This is a genomic window from Streptomyces sp. NPDC047971 (assembly GCF_040653355.1).
Lineage (GTDB): Bacteria > Actinomycetota > Actinomycetes > Streptomycetales > Streptomycetaceae > Streptomyces.
Window position 1 is genome coordinate 56426 of sequence record NZ_JBEZNW010000031.1, and the last position, 20603, is coordinate 77028.

15 protein-coding genes are annotated in these 20603 nt (G+C 73.8%); 8 read left to right on the plus strand and 7 right to left on the minus strand.

Features of this window, described 5'->3' with window-relative positions; translation table 11 throughout:
• Positions 1–5: 5 nt before the first annotated feature.
• Positions 6–428, minus strand: a complete 423-nt coding sequence (locus AB0D99_RS25935) for an organic hydroperoxide resistance protein (protein WP_086831271.1) — start codon at positions 426–428, stop codon at positions 6–8.
• 63 nt (positions 429–491) lie between these two features.
• The gene (locus AB0D99_RS25940; protein WP_362366856.1) at positions 492–1511 is read right to left on the minus strand and encodes an NADP-dependent oxidoreductase; all 1020 of its coding nucleotides are present in this window, start codon (positions 1509–1511) and stop codon (positions 492–494) included.
• A gap of 94 nt (positions 1512–1605) precedes the next feature.
• On the opposite strand from AB0D99_RS25940, the gene AB0D99_RS25945 reads away from it, so the two are divergent.
• Positions 1606–2040 carry a MarR family transcriptional regulator gene (locus AB0D99_RS25945; protein ID WP_362366859.1) on the plus strand — a complete coding sequence of 145 codons (435 nt, stop codon included), beginning with the start codon at positions 1606–1608 and terminating at the stop codon, positions 2038–2040.
• A 16-nt stretch (positions 2041–2056) separates the two neighbouring features.
• Here AB0D99_RS25945 and AB0D99_RS25950 read toward each other — a convergent pair whose 3' ends face one another.
• On the minus strand, positions 2057–2881 hold the full coding sequence (locus AB0D99_RS25950; protein ID WP_362366862.1) for a hypothetical protein: 825 nt from the start codon (positions 2879–2881) through the stop codon (positions 2057–2059).
• A gap of 122 nt (positions 2882–3003) precedes the next feature.
• Here AB0D99_RS25950 and AB0D99_RS25955 point away from each other — a divergent pair, with 122 nt between their 5' ends.
• The 6 genes from AB0D99_RS25955 (at position 3004) to AB0D99_RS25980 (ending at position 10519) form a co-directional block, all read left to right on the plus strand.
• The gene (locus AB0D99_RS25955) at positions 3004–3555 is read left to right on the plus strand and encodes a hypothetical protein (RefSeq protein WP_362366865.1); all 552 of its coding nucleotides are present in this window, start codon (positions 3004–3006) and stop codon (positions 3553–3555) included.
• Positions 3556–3720: 165 nt separating this feature from the next.
• Positions 3721–4761 carry a rod shape-determining protein gene (locus AB0D99_RS25960; protein WP_362366868.1) on the plus strand — a complete coding sequence of 347 codons (1041 nt, stop codon included), beginning with the start codon at positions 3721–3723 and terminating at the stop codon, positions 4759–4761.
• Between the two features lie 36 nt (positions 4762–4797).
• Positions 4798–6321, plus strand: a complete 1524-nt coding sequence (locus tag AB0D99_RS25965; protein ID WP_362366871.1) for a GAF domain-containing protein — start codon at positions 4798–4800, stop codon at positions 6319–6321.
• Positions 6322–6476: 155 nt separating this feature from the next.
• Positions 6477–7661: an MFS transporter gene (locus AB0D99_RS25970; protein ID WP_362366941.1), complete on the plus strand. Its 1185-nt coding sequence runs from the start codon at positions 6477–6479 to the stop codon at positions 7659–7661.
• Positions 7662–7710: 49 nt separating this feature from the next.
• Positions 7711–9180 carry an acyl-CoA synthetase gene (locus tag AB0D99_RS25975; protein WP_362366874.1) on the plus strand — a complete coding sequence of 490 codons (1470 nt, stop codon included), beginning with the start codon at positions 7711–7713 and terminating at the stop codon, positions 9178–9180.
• Positions 9173–10519, plus strand: a complete 1347-nt coding sequence (locus tag AB0D99_RS25980; RefSeq protein WP_362366877.1) for a carboxyl transferase domain-containing protein — start codon at positions 9173–9175, stop codon at positions 10517–10519. The genes AB0D99_RS25975 and AB0D99_RS25980 overlap by 8 nt, the downstream gene beginning before the upstream one ends.
• A gap of 72 nt (positions 10520–10591) precedes the next feature.
• On the opposite strand, the gene AB0D99_RS25985 is transcribed toward AB0D99_RS25980, so the two are convergent.
• The 4 genes from AB0D99_RS25985 to AB0D99_RS26000 form a co-directional block, all read right to left on the minus strand.
• Positions 10592–14260: a S8 family serine peptidase gene (locus AB0D99_RS25985; protein ID WP_362366880.1), complete on the minus strand. Its 3669-nt coding sequence runs from the start codon at positions 14258–14260 to the stop codon at positions 10592–10594.
• A gap of 124 nt (positions 14261–14384) precedes the next feature.
• Positions 14385–15644 (minus strand): MFS transporter, encoded by a 1260-nt coding sequence (locus tag AB0D99_RS25990; RefSeq protein WP_362366883.1) that lies wholly within the window; start codon positions 15642–15644, stop codon positions 14385–14387.
• Positions 15641–16087: a GNAT family N-acetyltransferase gene (locus AB0D99_RS25995; protein WP_362366886.1), complete on the minus strand. Its 447-nt coding sequence runs from the start codon at positions 16085–16087 to the stop codon at positions 15641–15643. The genes AB0D99_RS25990 and AB0D99_RS25995 overlap by 4 nt, the downstream gene beginning before the upstream one ends.
• A 132-nt stretch (positions 16088–16219) precedes the next feature.
• Positions 16220–19717 carry a BTAD domain-containing putative transcriptional regulator gene (locus AB0D99_RS26000; protein ID WP_362366890.1) on the minus strand — a complete coding sequence of 1166 codons (3498 nt, stop codon included), beginning with the start codon at positions 19715–19717 and terminating at the stop codon, positions 16220–16222.
• Between the two features lie 116 nt (positions 19718–19833).
• On the opposite strand from AB0D99_RS26000, the gene AB0D99_RS26005 reads away from it, so the two are divergent.
• A complete protein-coding gene (locus AB0D99_RS26005) occupies positions 19834–20592 on the plus strand; it encodes an SDR family oxidoreductase (protein ID WP_362366893.1) in 759 nt (252 codons plus the stop codon).
• Positions 20593–20603 lie beyond the last annotated feature (11 nt).

Consider the following 20603-nt stretch of genomic DNA (forward strand, 5'->3'; position numbering starts at 1 on the left):
GAAAATCAGACGGCCAGCTCGACCGTGATGTTGCCGCGGGTCGCCTTGGAGTACGGGCAGACCTGGTGGGCCTTCTCGATCAGGCTCTTCGCGGTCTCGGCGTCCACGTTCGGGATGGTCGCCGAGATCTTGACGATGATGCCGAAGCCGTCGTCGTTCTTGCCGATGCCGACCTCGGCGGTGACCGTCGAGCCGGAGACGTCGGCGTTCTCGTTGCGGGCGACGACGCCCAGCGCTCCCTGGAAGCAGGCGCTGTACCCGGCGGCGAAGAGCTGCTCGGGGTTGGTGCCGGCACCGGAGCCGCCCATGGCCTTCGGCGGGTTCACGACGACATCGAGCTGACCGTCGTCGGTGGCCACACGGCCGTCGCGCCCGTTCTCGGCGGTGGCGACGGCGGTGTACAGGACGTCGGACTGCTGAATGGACATGCGGGTCTTCCTTCTGCTGGTTCGCCGCGACTCGCGCCCACGATCGCGACGGCTGAGGGAAGACTAGCCGGTCACCGAGACGATCATCTTTCCGGTGTTGTCCCCGCGGAGCAGACCGAGGAAGGCGTCCACGCTGTTCTCGATGCCCTCGACGACGGTCTCGTTGTACTTGAGCTCGCCGGAGCGCAGCCAGCCGCCGACCTCCTGGACGAACTGCGGCTGCAGGCCGTAGTGGTCGCCGACGAGGACGCCCTGGAGACGCAGCCGCTTGCCGATGATCATGGCCATGTTGCGCGGCCCCGGCACCGGCTCGGTGTCGTTGTACTGCGCGATCATGCCGCAGATGGTGGCGCGGCCGTGCACGTTGAGCGAGGAGATGGCGGCTTCGAGGTGGTCGCCGCCGACGTTGTCGAAGTAGACGTCGATGCCGTCCGGGGCGGCCTCGCGGAGCTGGTCCTTGACCGGGCCGTTCTTGTAGTTGAAGGCGGCGTCGAAGCCGTACTCCTCGACGAGGAGCTTGACCTTCTCGTCGGAGCCGGCGGAGCCGATGACCCTGGAGGCGCCCTTGAGCTTCGCCATCTGGCCGACCTGGCCGCCGACGGCGCCGGCCGCGCCGGAGACGAAGACGGCGTCGCCCTCCTTGAAGGAGGCGACCTCGAAGAGACCGGCGTAGGCGGTGAGGCCCGTCATGCCGAGGACACCGAGGTAGGCGGAGAGAGGGGCCAGCTCCGGGTCGACCTTGGTGGCGTGCTGGGCCGGCACGTCGGCGTACTCGCGCCAGCCGAGGCCGTGCAGGACGTGGTCGCCGACGGCGAAGCCCTCCGCGTTGGACGCGACGACCTGGCCGACCGCGCCGCCGTCCATGGGGTGGTCGAGCTTGAAGGGCGGGATGTACGACTTCACGTCGTTCATCCGGCCCCGCATGTACGGGTCGACGGAGAAGTGCAGGTTCTTGACCAGGATCCGGCCCTCGGCGGGCTCGGTGACGGGGGTCTCACGGAGCGCGAAGTCCGCGGGGGTCGGCCAGCCGTGCGGACGGGCGACGAGGTGCCACTCACGGCTGGACGTGGGGATTACGGACATCGGTACGGCCTCCTGGAACAGAATGTTTCACTACCTGAAACAACCATGCTCCTGGATATTTCATGTTGTCAAGTATCTGGGTAGGATGGAGCCCATGGCCACCCCAACCCCAGACCCCCTCACCCGCGAAGTCGTCGAGCTGATCGGCACGGTCGTGGCGCGGTACTACGCGGAGTACGAGCAGGCGGCCGCGGAGCACGCGCTGACCGGCGCCCAGGCGAGGGTCCTCGGACTGCTCACCCTGGAGCCCGTTCCGATGCGGAAGATCGCCCAGAAGCTGAAGTGCGAGCCGTCGAACGTCACCGGGATCATCGACCGGCTCGAATCGCGCGGCCTGGTGGAGCGCCGCCCCGACCCCGCCGACCGACGCGTCAAGCTGGCCGCGCCCACCCCGGAGGGCCTGGACACCGCCGGCCGGCTGCGCGACTCGCTGGACTTCGCGCGCGAGCCGCTCGGACAGCTCACGGAGGTCGAGCGCGCGCTGCTGCGCGACCTGCTGAAGCGGATGCTGGGCGAGGACCTGGACTGACCCGTCCCGACGGCCCCTACCAGCAGATGAAGAGCCAGCACTCCCTGGTGGGGCTCGGGGTGGGAGTCGGAGTGGTCGGCGCCGGCGGACCCGGCGGCGGCGTCGCCGTGCCGCTGCCCGTCGGCGTGGGGCCGGTCTGCGAGACGGAGGCCGAGGGCGACGCGGACGGCGAACCGCTCTGCGGCCCGCCACCGGTGCCCTGCGATCCGCCGCCCGAGCCCTGACCGCCGGAACCCTGACCACCGGAGCCCTGACCGCCCGAGCCCTGGCCGGGTATGCCCGTATGCCCGGGCGCGGGCGCGTCCGAGTCCTTGGGGGCGGCGGACTTCGTCACCGAGATCGGGGTCGGCCCCTCCGGCGCCGTCGCGCTGTCCGAGGGCAGCGGCGGCAGCGAGGTCTCGACGACCTCCTCCTCCTGCACGGCGGTGGCGGCGCCGCCCTCGTCCTCGGGTTCGAGGGCCAGCTTGGCCATGCTCAGGGCGCCGGCCGCGAGAACGATGCCGAGGGTGCCCACCAGGACGTTGCGCCCCTTGCGACCGCGCGCCCGCCGGCTGCGACGGGCACCGCCGCGCCCCGCCGCCGCGCCGCGGCGGGCGGCGGCCCGGCCGCCGGAAGCGCCCGCGCGCGGGGGTTCGATGGGGTCCAGTTCGTAGACGTGCCCGGTCGGCTCCTCGTACTCCACACGGGCAGCGGGCTCGGCGTACTCGACGCGCGGGGCCGCGACGGGACGCGGGGCGGCCGCCTGGGGGGTCTCGTACCGCAGCTCCTCGACGGGGGTCCCGCATCCGGCACAGGCGAGTGCGCCGTTGAGGTGCCGTCGGCACTGGTGGCAGTAGTCCATGGCTGCCGCAGAGTATGTGTCGACGGGACACCAGAGGTAGGCGGGAACGTGAGGATCCTGTGAGGAAACCCCAGGTCGGCGGCGTGTCGTCGTGATTCTCCCGCTTCGGGCAGGATGGGCTCATGACACCGTCCGAGCCTTTCGGGCCGCACGAGTTCCAGCTCGTCCTGCTGCGCCGCATGGCCGACCACCAGCCGGAGCTGGCCGAGGACGCGCTCAGGCGACTGGGGGCGACCCGGGCCGAGTCGCGCGAGGCGAACCGCCGCTGGCAGGCGTGGGCCCACGGCCGCCGGGGCCCGGGGGAACTGGCCCGCTACCGCTCCGTCCTGGGCGAGCCCGTGGCGCGCCGCGCGGCTCCCCGGCTCGACGCGGAGCTCCTGGAGTGGGAGCTCCCGCTCTGGCCGGAGCTGCGCTGGCAGGTGATCGTGGGACGGCCGTCGGCGGTCTGGGGCAGCGGACTGGTACGCGCGCCCGGCTCCCCCGTGCCCGAACTGCGCACCGAGGCCGACCTGCGCCCCTGGAGCTGCACCCTCCCCGAGGTCGGCAACGCCTTCCCGCCCGCCCGGGCCCGGGACGGCAGCGCCCCCACCCGCCTCCGCCTGGACTTCACCCTCCCCGACGGAACCCCGCGCGCCGCCGAGTTCACCTGGGGCCTCCTGCAACGCCTGCTCTGACGCCCCGGCGCACTCCGCACGGCCTCCGTCGGGCGGTTCCGCACCCCCGGGCGGCTCAGCCCAGCGCGCGGCCCGGCCGCGGGAGTCGCACGATGCGAACAGAACGCCGAAGCAAGCCGGCGTACCACCTCGCCCGTGCCAGCACCGCACTCCGGAGGATCTGCCGTGACCGTCAGCCTTGAGCAGCTGCGTCGTTGCCATGTCGCCGTCGACCTGGGGGCCGCCCGTACCCGGGTCTTCGTCAAGGGCGCCGGGCTCGTCGTCGACGAGCCCAGCGTCGCCGCCGTGAACACCCGTACCGGCGCGCTGATCGCCGTCGGCGCGCTCGCCGAGAAGATGACCGGCCGCACCCCCGACTACATCCGCGTCGTACGCCCCGTCTCCGGCGGCACCGTCGTCGACATCGAGATGGCCCAGCGCATGCTCCGCCACCTGCTGGGCGAGAAGCTCCGCCGCCAGCTGCGCCGCAAGCCCCGGCTGCGCGCCGCCGCCAGCACCCCGCACGACAGCGACCCGCTCGCCCAGCGCGCCGCCGTGGAGACCCTCGTCGGGCTCGGCGCCCGGCGGGTCGAGCTGGTCGACACCCTGATCGCGGCGGCCGTGGGCTGCGGACTCCCCGTCGAGCAGCCCACCGCGACCATGATCATGGTCTGCGGCGCGGCGACGACCCAGGTCGCCGTGCTCTCGCTGGGTTCCATCGTCACCGCCGAGCGGATCCCCGTGGGCGGTGACGCGATCGACCACGCGGTCATCCAGCACCTGCGCCACCAGCACGAGCTGATGCTGCCCAGCCAGTCCGTCCGCCCGCTGCAACTCGCCCTCAGCGGCAACGGTCTGACCCTGCAGGGGCCGACCTCCACCGAGATCCACGGTCGCGACGTGGCCACCGGCCTCGCCCGCTCGGTGACGGTCGACACCGCGGCCGTACGCGACGCGATCCACACCCCGCTGACCGCGGTCCTCGACGGCATCGGCAAGATCCTGCGGGAGTGCCCGCCCGACCTCGTCGCCGACCTCGCCGAGCGCGGCATCATGATGGTCGGCGGCAGTGCCCTGCTCCCCGGCCTGGACCAGATGCTCCGCGAGGCGACCGGGATGCCGGTGCACATCGCCGAGCGGCCGGACGTCTGCGCGATCCTCGGGCTCGGCGCGATGCTGGAGGGCAGGATCCAGCCGATGGTCCTCGACCCGCTCGCCGCTGAGTGACCGTCACATTCCTCCCGTTCGTACGACGATAAGCGCATGTCCCTCATGGATCAGGACGACCCGGCTCCCCGACTGCCGATGCTGCTGGAAGCGGTCCTGAGTGTCGGCACCGATCTCGAACTGCGGACCACGCTCCAGCACATCGTGGACTCCGCCGTCGAACTGACCGGCGCGCGCTACGGAGCGCTCGGGGTCGTCGACCCCGAGCGCCACCGGCTCACCGAGCTGTACACGGCCGGGATGACGGAGGCCGAGCGGGAGCGCGTCGCCCGCCTCCCCGACGGCCACACCGGGCTCCTCGGCGTCCTCGTCCAGGACCCTCAGCCGCTGCGCCTCGACGACCTGACGGCCGATCCGCGCTCCAGCGGGGTCCCGGAGGGCCATCCCGCGATGCGCTCGTTCCTCGGTGTCCCGATCCGCGTCCACACGGAGGTGTTCGGCAATCTCTACCTCACCGAGAAGCGCGAGGGGAGCTTCACCGAGGAGGACCTCGCCCTGCTGCGGGTCCTCGCCTCGCAGGCCGGCATCGCCATCGGCAACGCCCGGCTGTACGAGACCGCCCGTCAGCGCGAGCGCTGGATCGAGGGCGCGGCGGCGGTGACCACGGCCCTGCTCACGCGGAAGCCGGCGGAGGACGCGCTGATGACGGTCGCGGAGCGGGCGCGGCTGCTCGCCGACGCCTCGGCCGGCGTCGTCCTGCAGCCCACCGAGGAGGGCGGGATGGAGATCGTGGCCGCGTCGACGGTCGGCGACCCGGGTGACCTGGTCGGTACGACCATCGCGCCGGGTTCGCCCGTCCTCGTCCAACTGCTCGGCGGTGAGGCCGTCTTCGTGGAGGACTCGGCCACCGACCCGCGGATGACCACCCACGTACGCTCCCGGTTCGGGCCCTCGATGATGCTGCCGCTGCAGAGCGGCGGCCGGCTCATCGGCACCCTCGCCCTCCCTCGGCGGCGCGGCGGGCGCCCCTACACGGCGGTGGACCGCCTCCTCGCCTCGCAGTTCGCCTCCCAGGCCGCCCTCGCCCTGGTCCTGGCGGACGCCCAGCACGACCGCGAGCAGCTGGCGGTGTACGAGGACCGCGACCGGATCGCCCGCGACCTGCACGACCTCGTCGTCCAGCGGCTGTTCGCCACCGAGATGATGCTGGAGTCGACACGGCGGCGCGCTGCCGAGTCGACCGACGAGAGCGCGCTGCTCGGGCGGGCGGTGGACGAGCTGGACTCCACGATCCAGGAGGTACGGACGACCATCTTCGCCCTCCAGCAGCCGCCCGCCGACGCTCCGACGACCTTCCGGGGGCGCGTGCTGCGCGAGACGGGCGGCGCGGCGGTCCTGCTGGGCTTCCAGCCCTCGGTGCACTTCTCGGGCGCGGTCGACACCCTCATCGACGCGTCCGACGCCGAGCGGCTCCTCGCCGTGCTGCGCGGGGCGCTGGCGGCGGCCCACCGCAGGGAGGGCGTCACGGCGATCACGGTGGAGGTGGCGGCTACCGGGGAAGGCCCGCACCTGGCGGTGGCGGACGACGGCCGCCCGCCCAGGACCGTGAACTGGCCGTAGCGGACGGACCCCCGCGGCCCCCGACGGGCCGTCCGCACCCTCCGGGGCCCGCCCCGTACGGCCCAATCCGGCGCGCCCCGCCCGGCGGCGGGACATTGACTGATCACGTGGACACCCTTGAGAAGCCTTCCGGAACCGCCTACCGGAACCTGGTCATGGCCACGATCGGATTCGCGCTCACCTTCTGGGCGTGGGACCTCATCGCGCCCCTGGCCGGTGACTACGGGGACCGGCTGAACCTCAGCTCCTTCCAGCAGTCGCTTCTCGTCGCCATTCCGGTCCTGGTGGGCTCGCTGGGCCGGATCCCGGCCGGCGCGCTCACCGACCGCTACGGCGCCAAGGTGATGTTCCCCCTGGTCTCGGCGCTCACGATCGTGCCCGTCCTGCTGCTGATCCCGGCGAGGAACTCGTACGGCGCGATGCTCGCCGTCGGCTTCCTCCTCGGCCTCGGCGGAACGACCTTCGCCATCGGCATCCCCCTGGTCAACTCCTGGTTCCCCCCGGCCAAGCGGGGTCTGGCGCTCGGGGTCTTCGGCATGGGCATGGGCGGTGTCGCGCTCTCCGGCTACTTCACCCCGCGCATCGCGAAGCACGGGGAGAACCTGCCGTTCGTCGTCGTCGCGATCGCGCTCGCCGCGTACGCCGTCCTCGCCGTGTTCCTGATCACCGACCGCCCCGACCGGCCGGTGCCCACGGCCTCCCTGGGCTCCCGGCTGGCCACGGCGGGCCGGCTGCGGGTGACCTGGGAGCTGTCGGCGCTGTACGCCATCGGCTTCGGCGGCATCGTCGCGTTCGGGGTGTACCTGCCGACGTATCTGAAGACCTGGTACGAGCTCGACCCGACCGACGCCGGCACCAAGGCGGCCGGTTTCGCCCTCGTCACCGTCGTCTTCCGGCCGATCGGCGGCTGGCTGTCCGACCGGATCCACCCGGCCGTCGTCACGGCGGGCGCGCTCGGCTTCGTCGCCCTGCTCGCCATCGTGCAGGCATTCGACCCGCCCCTGAACCCGGGCGGCACGATCGCCCTGCTGTGCATGGCGGCGGGCCTCGGCACCGCGAGCGGCTCGGTCTTCGCCCTGGTCTCCCAGGTCACCCCGCAGCCCCAGGTCGGCAGCGTCACCGGCATCGTCGGGGCGATGGGCGGGCTCGGCGGGTTCGTGCCGCCGCTGGTGATGGGGGCGATCTACAGCGCCAAGGACTCCTATTCGATCGGCTTCATGCTCCTGTCCGACCTGGCGCTCGCGGGCTGCGTCTACGCGTACGGAAGGATGCGCGCGATCAGGCCGGCCGGGGAAGGCGGCTCCCCCGAGGTGAGCAAGGTCGCAGCACACCCCTCGTGAGACGGGGGAAGAATGCCTCTCGCATCCCACCACGCGAGGAGGACGACCGTTGAGCGCGCTCTTCCCGGCCTTGAGGGCCGACTCGGACCGGCCCGCACTGCGCTTCGGCACGGAGGCCCTGACGTACGGGGAACTGGGCGCGTCCGCAGCGGCCCTGGGAGCACGGATCGGGGACGCGGGGCGGGTCGCCGTCTGGGCCACGCCGACCGCCCGGACGGCGGTCGCGGTGGTGGCCGCGCTGCTGGCCGGCGTACCGGCGGTCCCGCTCAACCCGCGCACCGGGGAGCGGGAGCTGGCCCACATCCTCGGCGACAGCACGCCGGGCGCCGTGCTCGCCGGCGCGGACGACGTGCTCCCGGCGGGACTGGCCGGAGTGCCCCGGATCGACGTCGAGACGGCGATGGTCCACGACTCCCCGGTCTCCGCCTTCTCCGGCGGGGAGCCCGACGACCCCGAGTCCGCCGCCCTGATCGTCTACACCTCCGGCACCACCGGGCCGCCCAAGGGCGTCGTCCTCTCCCACCGGGCGGTCGCCGCCTCCCTCGACGCCCTGGAGGACGCCTGGGCGTGGACCGAGGACGACGTCCTCGTCCACGCGCTGCCGCTGTTCCATGTCCACGGACTCGTCCTCGGGATCCTCGGCCCGCTGCGGCGCGGCGGATCGGTCCGCCATCTCGGAGCGTTCTCGACGCGGGAGGTCGCCCGGGAGCTCGGTGCGGGCGGCGGCACGATGCTGTTCGGCGTACCGACCATGTACCACCGGATCGCGGACGCGTTGGAGGACGATCCGGCGCTGGTGCGGGCGCTGTCCGAGGCCCGGCTGCTGGTCTCGGGCTCGGCGGCGCTGCCGGTCCACGACCACGAGCGGATCACGGGGGCGACGGGCCGGACGGTGATCGAGCGGTACGGGATGACCGAGACGCTCATGAACACCTCCGTGCCCGTGGGCTCACGTCCGCGCCCCGGCTCCGTCGGCCTCCCCCTCACGGGCGTGGAGCTGCGGCTGGTGGAGGAGGACGGCACGGAGCTGGGGGCGTACGACGGGGAGAGCGTCGGCGAGATCCAGGTCAGGGGCCCGAACCTGTTCTCCGCGTACCTCAACCGTCCGGACGCGACGGCCGCCGCCTTCGACGGGGGCTGGTTCCGCACCGGGGACATGGCGGTCCGCGAACCCGACGGGTACGTGCGGATCGTGGGCCGCAAGGCCACCGACCTGATCAAGAGCGGCGGCTACAAGATAGGGGCGGGCGAGATAGAGAACGCGCTCCTGGACCACCCGGCCGTGCGGGAGGCCGCCGTGACCGGCGCGCCGGATCCGGACCTCGGGGAGCGGATCGTGGCGTGGGTGGTACCGACCGATGCGGAGAAGCCGCCGACGGCGGCGGAGTTGGCGGACCACGTCGCCGGGCTCCTCGCCCCGCACAAGCGACCGCGCACCGTCCACTTCCTCCGCGCGCTGCCCCGCAACGACATGGGCAAGCTCCTGAAGAAGGCCCTCCCGGAGGCCCTCCGTGACTGAGCGCCTGACGGCCCGTGAGGTGATCGCCCTGGTCACCGACGACTTCACCCCGCTGCCGACCCCGCCCGCCACCGGGTCGCCGCGCCCGGACGGTCCGCTCGGCTGGGCCGGATACGACGCCTCACGCGGGCGTGCCGCCGCGAAGACGGGCGAGGAGGAGTCCGTCCTGCACGGCAGGGCGACCGTCGACGGGCGTCCGGTGGTGGTGGCCGCCTTCGAGTTCGGCTTCCTCGGCGGCTCGCTGGGGCGGGCGGCCGGCGACCGGCTCGTCGCGGCGTACCGCACCGCGCGGGCGGACCGGGTCCCGCTGGTGTCGCTCGTGGCGACGGGCGGCAGCCGGATGCAGGAGGGCATGATCGCGCTGGCGCAGCTCCAGCGGGTGGCGGAGGCGACCGTACGGCTGCGGGACGCCGGTGTCCCCCACATCGCGGTGGTGCGCGACCCGTCCACCGGCGGCGGCTGGGCCACGGTCGGCGCGGGCGCCGACGTCGTGCTCGCCCTCCCCTCCGCCCAGGTGGCCTTCGCCGGCTCACGGGTCCGCCCGCGGGACGCCGACCCGACCGCGTACACGGCGGAGAGCCAGTGGGAGTACGGGCACGTGGACGCGCTCGTCGAGCCGGGTGACCTGCGGTCGACGCTCTCGCTGTGGCTGCGGCTGCTGACGGGTCCGGAGGGAGCCCCGGCCCCCGCTCCCCCGCCCCACGCGCTCGCCGAGGTCACCGCACCCGGTACCGGTTGGGAGGCCGTCGTGCGGGCCCGCTCCGGTGACCGGCCCCGCGCCGGGGCCTATCTGGACGCCTACTTCACCGTCCGGGCGGCGATCCGGGGGGACCGGGCCGGCGGGGTGGACCCCGGTGTGGAGTGCGGCTTCGGACTCCGCGAGGGGCTAACCGTCGCGTACGCCGCGCAGGACGGGACGGCGACGCGCCCCGCGGGCTTCCGGACCGCCGCCCGGCTGATCCGGCTCGCCGACCGGCTCGGGATCCCCGTGCTGACGCTGATCGACACGCACGGCGCGGCCAATGACGCCGAGGCCGAGCGGTCCGGGGCGGGTCCGGCGATCGCGGACGTGTTCACCGCGATCGCCGGGGCCCGGGTCCCGGTGACCTCGCTCCTGGTCGGCGAGGGCGGCTCCGGCGGGGCGCTGGCGTTGGCCGCTCCTGACAACACCTGGGCCACGCCCGACAGTTACTTCTCCGTCATCGCCCCCGAGCTCGCCGCGGCGATCCTCAAGAGGGAGCCCGACGAGGCTCCGGCCACCGCCGACCAGCTCCGGCTGCGGCCCCAGGACCTGGTGGAGCTGGGCGTCGTGCGCGGCATCGTGACGCGCGGCGGGTGAGGCCGGAGCGACGGGAGTCCCGCCACGGCTCCACGCCGTGCCGGGACTCCCCCATGTCCGGTGGTTCCGGGGCTACTTCACCCCGAGCGCCCGGATGATCTCCTGCTTGACCGAGCCTCCGCGGTCGTCGGACGCGCCGGCCCGGAAGGAGACGTACCGCGCGTCGTGCGGCACCCTCAGCTCACCGGTCCAGGCCGCTCCGCGCGAGGAGGGACGCAGGGAGACCTTCTGCCAGGTCGTCCCGTCGTCGTACGAGACCTCCAGGAAACCGCCACCGATCCTTCCGGTGTCGATCGCGCCCTTCACGTACTCGCCGAAGATCTCGACGGGCACCCGGCTTCCGCCCCGCACATCGCCCTTGAGGTCGGTGTCGACGTCGAAGCCGAGGTTGATGAGCGGAAGGTGGGTCGCGCGGTCGGAGGGGGTCTCCTTGGAGCGGAAGGTCCACTCGGCGTGGCCCTTGGTCGACAGGCGCCAGCGGGCCGGGTCCATCGTGGTGTCGGTGACGACCTTGTAGGTCGCCTCCCGCGCCGGGGCGTCCCAGACGTAGGCGCCGGAGCTCATCTTGCGGTCGACCCGGGTCCCGTCGACGTACACCTCGGTGAACTGGGTCATCGACTCGTCGCCCCACACGTTGCCGAAGCCGGTGTGGTCGGGGCCGGAGTCGCCCCAGCCGGGGGTGTTGAACTGCAACTGGTTGCCCGACCGCTGCTGGCCCCAGCCGAGGCCGGTGCCGAGCCAGGGGTGCCAGACCGGCTCGAACCAGTCCAGCGACCGGCTGCTGCCGCCCCGGTAGGAGTTGACGCCCGCGCGCTGCTCCAGGGACTCGCCGAGGTCGACCGACTCGTGCCAGCCCTGGCCGGTGCCGGTGGAGACGTACTCGGTGCGCTCGGTCGGGAAGGCGATGTACTCCTTGAAGCCGAAGCCGATCGGGAAGGTGTCGGTGATCGAGTAGCGGTACTCGCCGCCGAGCTCCTTCCTGCCCGTGGGCATGTGGAACGAGGAGCGGATGGTGGCCAGTTCGTCCCTGTCGGGCCGGAAGACGAGGTCCTTTCCGATCGCGCCCGGGTGCCCCTCGGAGAGGTCGTAGGTGTACGGGGTGAAGCGGGTGCCGGTCAGGTCGACCCGCTTGCCGCGCTTCGCCGCCTCCGCGAGCCGTGCGGCGTCGGCGGAGCCGACCGTGGCGACGGCGAGCGGCCGGTCCTGGTAGTCGGCGGTGCCGAACCAGGACATCAGCCGGCCGGGCTGGTCGTCGGTGACGAACAGCGCCGTGGCGCCGGCGTCCTGGGCGTTCTGGGCGAGCTGGGTGTTCGGGAGGGCGCCGGCCCGGACGAGGACGGCCTTGCCCTTGACGTTCCTGCCCGCGTACGCGGCCGCCGTGCCGGTGCCCGCGTCGACGACACCGAGATCGTGCCGGCCTTCGAGCATCGTGGCGCCGGCCTGCACGGTGGCGTCGGAGAGCCGGTCGCCGCCGACGGCCGCCTCCAGGAGGGGCTTGCCGAGCCGCCACACGGTCCGGTACTCGAAGGTGCCGTTGGCGGGCTTGCGGGTGGGGGCGGCGAAGACGGAGTCGTACTTCAGCGGCACCTGGACCGCGCCGCCGTAGGAGGCGCCGTGGGCGTCCCGGTCGAACTCCATGAGCAGCTGACGGGTCTCGGTCCGCTTCTCGACCTCGGCCCGGATCTCGCGGAGCTGCCGCCCGTCGAGGGTGATCTCCCGGTCGCGGTCCAGGACGATCTCGGGGTCGGTGAGGAAGCCGAGGCCGAGGGAGTCCTTGCCCCGGGAGCCACGGACGTCGAGGAAGGTGTCGACGGTGTACGTGTCGGGCTTCAGCCGGAGCTCGATGGTGCCGGACTCGCCGACCGGTACCGGGAACGGGTCGTGATCTCCCTCGGCGAGCTGCTTGACGACGACGGTGCCGGGGGTGGGGGCGCCGTCCCGGTCCTTGAGGCGGATCGTGAGGGTGTAGCGCTCCTCCTCCTTCACCAGTCCGAGCGCGGTGTGCGCGACGGGCGTACCGGCGGCCGAGGCGACGATCCGGCCGGAGGCGTTGCCGACCGGGGCCTTCGTGCCGTCGCCGGTGACCGTGGTCTGCGCGGTGCCGTGGGCCGGGACGGTGAGGGTGGTGTCGCCGAGGGTCGCGACGTCCGCGGGCATCCCCTCGACGGCGAGGTCCAGTTCCACGGCGGCGTCGGAGTGGTTGGTGTACGTGACGGTCTTCGTGACCGGCTTGTTCGCCTCGTAGGGCCAGGCGAAGAAGCCGAGGTCGGCGGAGCCGGTGGCGGTGACGTCGGCGGCGATCGCGGCGGCCACGTCGACCCGGCCCGCGCCGAGCGCGTAGGCGGAGTCGGGGAGCGTCTTCGACGAGGACATCAGGGCGTTCTTGAGCTGCGCGCCGGTCCAGTCGGGGTGCTTCTCCGCGAGCAGCGCGGCGACACCGGCGACGTGCGGGGTCGCCATGGACGTGCCGCTCATCGTCGTGTAGAGCCCGGTGCCGGGGGCCAGTTGGGAGCGGGCGGCGAGGATGTCGACGCCGGGCGCGGACAGGTCGGGCTTGAGCGCCTGGTCGCCGAAGCGCGGTCCCTGGCTGGTGAAGTACGCGGGCTGGTCGCCGGAGTCGACGGCGCCGATGGTGAGCGCGGAGTCGGCGGCGCCGGGCGAGCCGATGGAGCCGGGGGCGCCGCTGTTGCCGGCGGCGATGACGAAGAGGGCGCCGGTCTCGGCGCTCAGGGTGTTCACGGCCTGGGCCATCGGGTCGGTGCCGTCGCTGCCCTCGCGGGAACCGAGGCTCATCGAGACGATCTTCGCGTCGATGTCCTTGGCGGCCCACTCCATGCCGGCGATGATCTGCGACTCGGTGCCGGAGCCCTCGTCGCTGAGCACCTTGCCGACGGCGAGGGTCGCGCCCGGGGCGACGCCCTTCTCCAGGCCGTCCGAACCGGCGCCGCTGCCACCGACGGTGGACGCGACGTGGGTGCCGTGGCCGTCGCGGTCGGCGACCTCCTGGCCCTCGATGAAGGACGCGGACTCGGCGACCCGGCCGGCCAGGTCGGGGTGACCGAGGTCGGCGCCGGTGTCGAGGACGGCGACCTTCACGCCCTTGCCGGTGAGCTCGGCCGCCCACGCCTTCGGGGTGCCTATCTGGGCGTTGGACTCGGCCATGGCGGCCTCGACCTTGCCGTCGAGCCACACCTTGCCGCCCGCGGAGCGGGTGGTGGGCGAGGTGAACGACCGCCAGAACGCGGCGGGGTCCTTCGCCTCCACCGCGGCGCCGCCGATGCTCGGCAGGGCGCGGACGGTCTCGGTCCCGCGCGGCGCGGCGGCGCGCGTGCCCTTGCCGTACGTGACGATCAGCGGCAGCTCGTCGGTGATGCCCTGCTCGATGAGGCCGCTGACGTCGAAGAGCCGGCGGTCGAGCGCGCCGGAGTCCAGGTAGCCGCGCGCCTCGTCGGGGACGACCGTGACCCGGCCGTCGGAGATCTCGCTGCGCACCGCGCCGGTGGCGCCCTTGGCACGGTCGACGGTGACGGTCTTCCTGCCGCCGCCCAGTTCGGTGACGGTGACCCGGTCGCCGGTGATGAGCGTGACGGTGGCGCTCCGGTCGGCGGCGCCCTTGAAGGTGTCGGGTACGACGGGGGCGGCGGCTCCCCCGGCAGCGGCGGTCTGCCCTGCCGTGAGCAGCACCAGGGAGATGCCGGTGGCGAGCAGCCCGGCCCTTCCTCCTACGGAAGGTCTGATCATCGACGTACTCCTCGACACCCGGGGGAAGGGGTGGTTCCGGGCGTCGCGAGGAGTCTGGTCCGCACAGCGGTGGTTGAGTACAGAACGGCTTGGCGGCTATGTGCCGTGGCGGCCAACCGCCAGCTCAGGCCGTCGGTTTGAGCGCGTCGTACCGGCGGAAACCCCGTCCGTACAGGGCAAGCACGCCGATCGCGACCACACAGGCGATACCGCCACCGGTGATGGCGACGGCCGGGGAGGTCAGGTCGGCCACCGAGCCGGCGAGGAAGTCGCCGAGCCTCGGCCCGCCGGCGACGACCACGATGAAGACGCCCTGGAGTCGGCCGCGCATCTCGTCGGGGGCCGCGACCTGCATCATCGTGTTGCGGAAGATCATGGAGACGGTGTCGGAGTATCCGGCGAGGGCCAGCAGGAGCAGCCCGAGCCACAGGTCGCGGGTGAGCCCGAACACGGCGATCGCGGTGCCCCAGCAGGCGACGGCGAGCAGGATCGCCTGGCCGTGGTGCCGGATGCGCCCCTGCCAGCCGCTGAGGACGCCGCCGAGGAGTGCTCCGGCGGCGGGCGCGGCGACGAGCAGTCCGGTGGTGGTGGCGTCGCCGTCGTACCAGAGGACGGCGACGACGGGGAACAGCGCCCGGGGGTGGGCGAGGATCATCGCGCAGAAGTCCGAGAAGAACGTCATGCGCAGATTGGGCCGGGTGGCGAGGAAGCGCAGCCCGTCGAGGACGGAGGCCCTTGTGGCGCCGGTCCGTTCGGGAAGCATGGAGGGCAGCCGCCACATCGCGTACAGGGCGGCGAAGAAGGCGACGGCGTCGATGAGGTACGCGGTCTGGAAGCCGCCGAAGCCGACGATGAGCCCGCCGAGGCTGGGGCCGACCAGGGTGCCGAAGGTGGTCGTCATCGAGTTCAGCGCGTTGGCGGCGCGCAGCTGCTCGGGCGGCAGCAGGCGCGGGATCATCGAGCTGCGCGCGGGCGAGTTGAGCGCGGCGCAGACGGACTGCAGGGCCACGATGGCGTACAGGAACCAGACGTGGTGGAAGCCGGCGAACGCCGCCGTGGCGAGGGCGGCGGACAGCACGGCGGAGCCGGTGGCGCTGGCGAGCCCGAGCTTGCGGCGGTCGACGGTGTCGGCGATGGCGCCGCCGTACAGGCCGAAGACGATCAGCGGGACGAGCGAGAACAGGCCGACGAGGCCGACCGAGAACGGCGAGCGGGTGATCTCGTACACCTGGAGCGAGACCGCCAGCGCGGTCATGCCCTGACCCACCCAGGAGACGGTGTTGCCGAACCAGAGGCGTCGGTAGTGCGCGGAGGTACGGAGCGGGGTGAGGTCGGCGAAGACCCGGCGGCGGTCGGCCCGCTCGGTCTCCTCGGTGGCGCTCACGCGACGTCGAACCGGAGCTCGGGCCTCGCCCAGTGGACGTGTCCGGCCGGCTCGACCGTCCCGGTGCGGCGGGCTCCCGTCCGCAGATAGAAGTCCTCCGCGGGCGGATGCGCGACGACCCGTATGGAGGCGAGCCCGGCGGCGCGGGCCTGGCCGATCATGTGCTCCATCAGCAGCCGTCCGATGCCGCGCCCCTGCGCCTCGTCGGCGACGAAGGCGAGGTCGAGCTCGGCGTCGTCGAGGAGGAGCGCGTAGAACCCGAGCACGCGGTCCCGCTCGTCGACGGCGACGAAGACGGGGTGGTGCTCGATGTAGCTCCCTCCGACGACGTAGCCGTCGACCATCGCGGCGTAGTCACCGCGATAGGCGCGGGATCTCCGCACGAGCTGCGTGAGGCGCCGCGCATCGTCGGCGGTGGCCCGCCGGAGGCTGAGGGAGGACATGCGGTGAGTATAGGGATGGGCCAGATGTGGGCTCCTTACATGTCCGCCCGGCCCCTGCTCCGCGGGCCCCGCCGCTCCGCCGGGGTGGGGAGGCCCGACGACGTACGGGGACCCCGCTCACGAGGAACGCCCCTACGGGAGCGGCTCCCGCGGGGCCCTGCGGGCCTCCGCCACGACCGCCTCGGGGGTGAGGCCCCCGCCGCGCGCGAGGGCGCGCCCGAAGGTCTCGTGCCCGAGGGCCCCCCGGGCCGAGACGGTCACCCGCTCCACGTCCCCCCGCTCCGCCGCGGGCAACGGCGCCCCGGTCGAGGCCCGCAGCGCCCCCGCCGCACCCAGCAGCAACGCCGCCCCCTCGGCCCGCCCGCCCAGGGCGTGGGCGCCGGCCAGGCCCTCGAGCGCCAGCGCCACCGCCCGCGGATCGCCACTCGCCACCGCCGTCGCGTACCCCTCCTCGTGCAGCCCGAGCGCCCGCTCCGCGTCGCCCCGCAGCTCCGCCACGAAACCCAGCTCGGCCAGGATCAGCGCGTTGGCTCCGTCGAGCCCGACCAGCCGGTGCCATGCCAGGACCTCCCGGAGATGGGCCTCGGCCTCGTCCAGCAGTCCCTCCCGGCGGGCTCCGAGGCCCAGACCGAGGACCGCGTTGATCTCGCCCGCCCGGAAGCCGACCTCGACGGCCTTCTCCCGCCCCGCCCGGTGGTACGCGCGCGCCTGTCCCAGGTCGCCCATGAGGAGCGCGGTCCGGCCGAGCCCCGACAGCAGGTCGGGCACCTCGGTGGTGAGCCCGAAGCTCTCGGCGATGTCCAGCGCGGCTCGCTTCAGCCCGTCCGCCCGCTCGTACGCGCCGCGGATCTCCGCGACGGTCGCCAGCGGGTACACGGACCACAGCCCGCCGCACGCGTCCCCGACCTCCGCGAAGAGCGCGGCGCTGCGGGCCGCGTCCTCCTCCGCCCCGGCCAGATCGCCCCTGAGCAGCCGCTGCACGGACCGGTCCCCGAGCGCCGCCGCCCGCCCCCACACGTCCCCGGTCTCCGTGAACCCGTCGAGCGCCGCGTTCGTCAGCTCCTCACCCTCGCTCTGGCTCCCGGTGCCGCAGAGCGCGTGGGCGAGGAACCAGCGGGCCCGGGCGAGCGCGGCCGGGCCGGCCGCCCCGTACGCCTCCTCGACGGACGCGAGCGCGCCCGCGATGCGCAGGTGGCGGTCCGTGCCGTCGCCGCTCATGACGGTGAGTCCGGTGTGCCAGACGGCGGCGCGGGCCCGCACCCGGGCGAGCGCGTCGGTCTCCGACGCCGGGTCGGCGGTCCCCGCCGCGTCGAGCGCCGTCGCCGTCGAGCGGACCGCCTCGCCGAGCCGCCCGCGCAGCACCCAGTACCAGGCCAGGGCGTCCACGAGCCGCAGCGCGTGCTCGGCGTCGCCGCGCCGCGCCGCGCGCTCCAGGGCGGCGCGCAGGTTCGGGGACTCGGCGTCCAGGCGGCTCAGCCACTCCCGCTGTGCGGGACCGCGGAGTTCGGGCTCCGCGGCTTCGGCGAGGCGCGTGTAGTACGTCAGGTGCCGGCCGCGTACGTCCTCCGTCTCGCCCGCGTCCGCCATCCGCTCCGCGCCGTACGCGGCGACGGATTCGAGCAGCCGGTAGCGCGGCCCGTCCTTCCCGTCGACGGCGACGACCAGCGAGCGGTCCACCAGCCGGGCCAGCAGGTCGAGTACGTCGTCGGGCGCGACCTCGCCGCCCCCGCAGACCTGTTCCGCCGCGTCCAGCGTGCAGCCCTCGGCGTGGACGGCGAGCCGGCGCAGGACCAGGCGCTCCGGTTCGGGCAGCAGCTCCCAGCTCCAGTCGATCACCGCGCGGAGCGTCTGCTGCCGGGCGGGGGCGCCCCGCCGGCCGGCGCTGAGCAGCCGGAATCGGTCGTCGAGCCGTTCGAGCAGCCGGTGGACGCCGAGCGCGCGCACCCGGGTGGCCGCCAGTTCCAGCGCGAGCGGCAGGCCGTCGAGGCGACGGCAGATGCCCTCGACGGCGGCCCGCCGGGAGTCGTCCGGTACGAATCCGGGCGCCGAGGCGGCCGCCCGTGCCACGAACAGCTCGACGGCGCCGTCGAGGTCGAGCGGTGGCACCGACCACAGCGTCTCCCCGGCGAGGGCCAAGGGCTCCTGGCTCGTCGTCAGCACCACGAGATCGGGAACGGCGCGCAGGAGCAGCTCCGCCAGCGCGGCGGCCTCGTCGACCACATGCTCGCAGTTGTCCAGGACGAGCAGCATCCGCTTCCCGCGCAGGACGGCGGCCAGCCGCTGCGCCGCGTCCGGTGTCCGCCCCGTCTCGGGCCGTACGCCCCACGCCCCGTCGTCGCGCAGCTCCATGGCCGCGGCGACCACCTCGGCCAGCTCGCCGTGCGCACCGGCGAGTTCGACCAGCCACACGCCGTCGGGGAACAGCGCACGGGCCCGCCCGGCGGCCTCCACGGCCAGCCGCGTCTTGCCGACCCCTCCGGGGCCGGTGAGGGTGACGAGCCGTCGCCCGGCGAGCAGCTCCCGGATCTCCTCGACGGCCGCCTCGCGCCCGACGAGCCCGCTGACGGCCGTCGGCAGGTTGCCGCGCGCCCCGCCGCGGCCATCGCGCGTCCCGTCCCGGACCGGCGCCGGGCCGGAAGCCGGGAGCGGGGCAGGCGCCGGGACGTGGACCGGGACCGGGACCCGGACCGGGGCCGAAGCCGGGAGCAGGGCCGGACCCGAAGCCGGACCCGAAGCCGGGAGCAGGGCAGGCGCCGGGCCGGAAGCCGGAGCCGGGACCGGGTCCGCGTCCCGGACGTCGCCCTCCCGCGTCGTCCTGGCGGCCTCGCCCGGCCGGCCGCCTCCGCCCGTGCCCGCCATCGGCGCCCCGGCCCGCGCCCCGTCCAGCGCGGGGTCCTGGCGGAGCATCGCCCGCTGGAGCTCGACCAGTTCCGGGCTCGGGTCGAGGCCCAGCTCCTCGGCGAGCCGGACGCGCAGCTCCTCGTACCCCGCCAGCGCCTCGCTCTGCCGGCCCGAGCGGTAGAGCGCGCGCAGCCGCACGGCACGCAGCCGCTCGCGCAGCGGATTGCGCTCGACGAGCTCGGCCAACTCCCCTACGAGCAAGGCGTGTTCCCCGGCATCGAGGCGCGCCTCCGCCGCCTCCTCGTGAACGACGAGCCGCTCCTCCTCCAGGCGGTTCACGGCCGCCCGGGAGAACGACTCGTCCGCGAAGTCCGCGAACGCGGGCCCGCGCCACACGGCGAGCGCCTCGGTGAACAGCGCGGCCCGCCGCACCGGGTCCGACACGGCGCGCGCCCGGGCGGCGAGCCCGGCGAACCGCTCCGCGTCCAAGGAGCCTTCCGCGGGCACCAGTTGATAGCCGGGGGCACGGGAGACCAGCAGGTCACGGCCGCCGGGCTCGGCCTCCTCCAGGACCCGTCGCAGCTGGGAGACCTTGGCCTGGAGGGCGCGCAGCGGGCTGCCGGGCGGTTCCTCGCCCCACAGGTCGTCGACGAGGCGGTGGGTGGCGACCGGCCGGCCGGTCTCGACGAGCAGCGAGGCGAGCAGGGCGCGCACCTTGAGTTCCGGGACCCGGACGGGCCGCCCGTCCTCGGTCCAGACGGCCGTCTCCCCCAGCACCCCGAATCGCATGGGGTCACCGTAACTCCCGCCCGAACCGGGCCCGAACAGGACCCGAACCGAACCCGAACCGGCCTCCCGCAGAGTCTTCCCCGTCAGCAGGAAACACCCGCACAGAGGAGACTCCGATGGCCCGCTCCACCACCCTGAACGGCAAGACCGCGCTCGTCACCGGCGGCAGCCGCGGCATCGGCCGCGCGATCGCCCTGCGGCTGGCCGCCGACGGCGCCCGCGTCGCCGTCCACTACGCAAGCAACGAGGCCGCCGCGAAGGAGACGGTCGCCGCGATCGAGGAGTCCGGCGGTTCCGCGTTCGCGATCCGCACCGAACTGGGCGTCCCCGGGGACGCAGAGGCGCTCTGGAAGGCGTTCGACGAGCACGCCGACGGCGTCGACATCCTGGTCAACAACGCCGGAATCGCCGGCCCCGGCACGATCGCGGAGGTCGAGGAGGCGGAGTACGACCGGGTCTTCGCGGTCAACGCCAAGGCTCCGTTCTTCATCGTCAAGCACGGCCTCGGCCGGCTCCGGGACGGCGGCCGGATCATCAACATCTCCTCCGGTGTCACCAAGGTCGCCTTCCCCGGCATGACCTCGTACGCCGCCTCCAAGGGCGCGGTCGAGGTGTTGACCCTGACCCTCGCCCAGACCCTCGGCTCCCGGGGCATCACCGTCAACGCGGTCTCGCCCGGGACGATCGAGACCGACATCCACCCGTGGATGGCCGACCCGGCCGCCAAGGCGCACGCCGCCGGTTTCTCGGTCTTCGACCGGGTCGGGCAGCCGGGGGACGTGGCCGACGTGGTCGGCTTCCTCGCCTCGGACGACGCGCGCTGGGTGACCGGCCAGAACATCGACGCGAGCGGCGGCTCCGGCCTCGGCCTCTGACGCCCACCGTG